The sequence below is a fragment of the Lysinibacillus composti genome (assembly GCF_016908465.1).
Taxonomy (GTDB): Bacteria; Bacillota; Bacilli; order Bacillales_A; family Planococcaceae; genus Ureibacillus; species Ureibacillus composti_A.
On the sequence record NZ_JAFBDY010000047.1, the window covers coordinates 1 to 3,628 of the forward strand.

Annotated in this window: 2 protein-coding genes; both read right to left on the reverse strand. The window is 37.0% G+C overall.

What is annotated here, in order from left to right; genetic code table 11:
* Nucleotides 1-276 precede the first annotated feature (276 nt).
* Complete coding sequence (locus JOD29_RS20165; RefSeq protein ID WP_124767062.1) at nucleotides 277-1,581, reverse strand: pyrimidine-nucleoside phosphorylase; 1,305 nt, start codon at nucleotides 1,579-1,581, stop codon at nucleotides 277-279.
* A 114-nt stretch (nucleotides 1,582-1,695) separates the two neighbouring features.
* A complete protein-coding gene (deoB, locus tag JOD29_RS20170) occupies nucleotides 1,696-2,880 on the reverse strand; it encodes a phosphopentomutase (RefSeq protein WP_124767061.1) in 1,185 nt (394 codons plus the stop codon).
* Nucleotides 2,881-3,628: the final 748 nt, after the last annotated feature.

Sequence of the window (3,628 nt, forward strand, 5' to 3'; positions counted from 1 at the left end):
TGTAAGCAGGGGTTTATTTATTGCCCAAAATTATTTTCTTAAGACTGTTGAAAACATTCGTATTGAAATTTACACAATTTTAAGGACTTGACTAAAAAATTCGCGTTTGCTGCAGTGAAAGACTTGTTTGGACAGTAATTTTGTGACAAGAAATTTAATGGTGTCCTCTGCAGTCGCATAAAGTTTGACAGATATTTATTAAATATAAAAAGGCCGTTCAGAAAGTTAAACTCTCTGGACAGCCTCCTATCATATACAAAAATCAAATTAATCAAATTAGTCTAAGACGATTTCTTTAATTAACGTTGGAGCTTCTACTTTATCAGACGAAATAACGATGTGGGCATATAATTTATCTAATACATTTTGCACATCATCGGTATTTGAGTAGATTGTAGCAAGTGATTCACCCTGTTTTACTTGATCCCCTACTTTTTTATGAAGAATCAGCCCAACAGCTAAATCGATTTCCGATTCTTTTGTGGCACGGCCAGCCCCTAATAACATAGCGGCAACTCCAATTTCATCGGCTTCCATTTTTGCGACATATCCATCTTGTTTTGCCGGTAATTCGATTTGGAATTTTGCTTGAGGTAATAAAGAAGGATTATCAACAACGGATGCATCTCCACCTTGAGCCTCGATGAATTTTTTGAACACTTCAATGGCTTTACCATTTTGAACAACTTCAACAAGCAATGAACGTGCTTCCTCAATTGTTTTTGCTTTTCCACCTAATACGACCATTTGAGCACCTAGTGTATAGCAAAGCTCTTGTAAATCTTCAGGACCATTCCCTTTTAACGTGTCAATGGCTTCTTTCACTTCAAGGGCATTTCCGATCGCATAACCAAGAGGCTGACTCATATCTGAGATGATAGCCATTGTATTTCGACCAACACGATTCCCTATTTGAACCATTGCCTTTGCTAATGAAATCGAATCTTCGAGTGTTTTCATAAAAGCGCCTTCGCCTGTTTTTACATCGAGAACAATCGCATCTGCACCCGCTGCAATTTTTTTTGACATAATAGAACTTGCAATGAGTGGGATGCTTGGAACTGTACCTGTTACGTCGCGAAGAGCATACAGTTTTTTATCTGCCGGTGTTAAGTTTCCACTTTGCCCGATAACTGCCATCTTAATGTCGTTTACTTGTTTTGTAAATTGTTCACTTGATAGTTCAACATGGAAGCCACTGATTGACTCTAATTTATCGATCGTGCCGCCAGTATGACCTAATCCACGGCCACTCATTTTCGCTACAGGGACACCAACAGCAGCTACCATCGCTGCAAGTGAAAGTGTTGTTGTATCACCTACACCGCCTGTAGAGTGTTTATCCACTTTAATTCCTTCAATGCCCGATAAATTAATTTTGTCACCTGATTCCACCATAGCCATAGTCAAATCAGCACGTTCTCGGTCATTCATATCTTGGAAATAAATCGCCATCATAAGAGAACTTACTTGATAATCAGGGATCTTCCCTTCTGTGTAACCGTTAACAAAAAATTTAATTTCTTCTGTTGTGAGTTCTTCTCCGTTACGCTTCTTTTCAATAACATCAACCATTCGCATATTTAGCACCCCTAATCTACTTTACTTTGGATCAAGTGAAACCATTTAGTGAGAATTAACCTCCCACTAAATGTTATTTTAGATTGACACTTTATCGGTCAAAAAAAGTGGCAATTAGTCAGTAATTTGTGATAAGAAACTTGTTCCAAATGGTGGTGGTGTTACGCCGAAATTCTCTGCCACAGTAGCCGCAATGTCAGCAAAGGTATTGCATAATGGCAATTCTGCTCCACCATTTTTATAACGTGGTGAGTAAATAATTAATGGTACATATTCACGTGTATGATCAGTACCAGGGAAAGTCGGATCATTACCGTGGTCTGCAGTTATGATGATTAAATCATCTTCTTCTAAACTTTCCAACACTTCTGGTAAACGACGGTCGAACTCTTCTAACGCTTCTCCGTAACCTTGAGGATCTCGTCGGTGACCAAAGTTTGCATCAAAATCAACAAGGTTTAAAAAGCTTAGTCCTTTAAAATCACGACGGACAACTTCAACGAGTCGATCCATTCCATCGGTATTGTTTTTCGTACGAATGGCTTCTGTTACACCTTCTCCATTAAAAATATCAGAAATTTTTCCAATAGCGATTGATGCAAGTCCAGCATCTTTAAGCTCATTCATCGTAGTTCGACCAAATGGTTTTAAAGCATAGTCATGTCGATTGGAAGTTCTTGTAAAGTTTCCTGGTGTTCCGATAAATGGACGCGCGATGACACGACCAACTAAAAATTCAGGATCTAATGTAAGTTCGCGTGCAATCTCACAGATTTTATACAATTCATCAAGTGGCACTATTTCCTCATGAGCCGCGATCTGAAGTACAGGGTCAGCAGATGTGTAGACAATAATGGCGCCCGTTTCCATATGCTCTGGCCCTAGTTCATCGATAATAGCAGTTCCACTTGCAGGGATATTACCAATTACTTTACGTCCTGTTTTTTCTTCTAATTGATCGATGAGTTTTTTAGGGAAGCCTTCAGGGTAAACTTTGAACGGTTTGTCAATATTAAGACCCATGATTTCCCAATGCCCTGTCATCGTATCTTTTCCAACAGATGCTTCTTGCATTTTTCCGTAGAAAGCTTTTGGCTTTTCAACTTGTGCAATTCCTTTGATTTCGCGAATATTAGATAGTCCTAATGATTCCATTGTTGGCATGTTTAAGCCATTCATTTCTTCTGCGATATGACCTAATGTATCTGAGCCTTCATCGCCAAATTTTTGTGCATCGGGTGCTTCCCCAATTCCCACAGAATCCATTACTACTAAATGTATTTTTTTGAACGGTTTCATATTACGTCCTCCTATTCACTACTATTTTAAATAAAAAAATGGAAAAAATAAAGGTCAGACATCTGACGAAATGTTTTAGTTTATTTGCACGTTGGTTAAGAGTGGAGAATCCCTACATATTTTGGATTCTTTTCGACATATTTGAAGGAAATCTCTGTATTTTTGGAGTTAATTCCGACACTTGGTTTAGTCGAAAGTAAAATTAATACCATTTTTAGAGAGGAACGCCTATCTTTCAAATATAAACACTTCTACTTAATAATCTAGCCATGTGGGGGATGAATCTAGACACTTTTTCAAAATATCTAGTCAGATGGGAGACGAATCTAGACACTTTTTTAAATAATCTAGACAGTTGGGAGATAATTCTAGACACTTTTTTAAATTATCTAGACAGTTGGATAAATCTAGACACTTTTTTAAATAATCTAGACAGTTGGATAAATCTAGACACTTTTTTAAATAATCTAGACAGTTGGGAGATAATTCTAGACACTTTTTTAAATAATCTAGACAGTTGGATAAATCTAGACACTTTTTCAAGTAATCTAGACACTTGCGAGATAATTCTAGACACTTTTTCAAGTAATCTAGACAGTTGGATAAATCTAGACACTTTTTCAAGTAATCTAGACACTTGCGAGATAATTCTAAGTCAAGTCCTTAAAATTGTGTAAATTTCAATACGAATGTTTTCAACAGTCTTAAGAAAATAATTTTGGGCAATAAATAAACCCCTGCTTACATT

Excerpts from the sequence above, each read along its gene's own strand:
- JOD29_RS20165 (WP_124767062.1), bottom strand. The coding sequence starts at position 1,581 with ATGCGAATGGTTGATGTTATTGAAAAGAAGCGTAACGGAGAAGAACTC.
- deoB (WP_124767061.1), bottom strand. The coding sequence starts at position 2,880 with ATGAAACCGTTCAAAAAAATACATTTAGTAGTAATGGATTCTGTGGGA.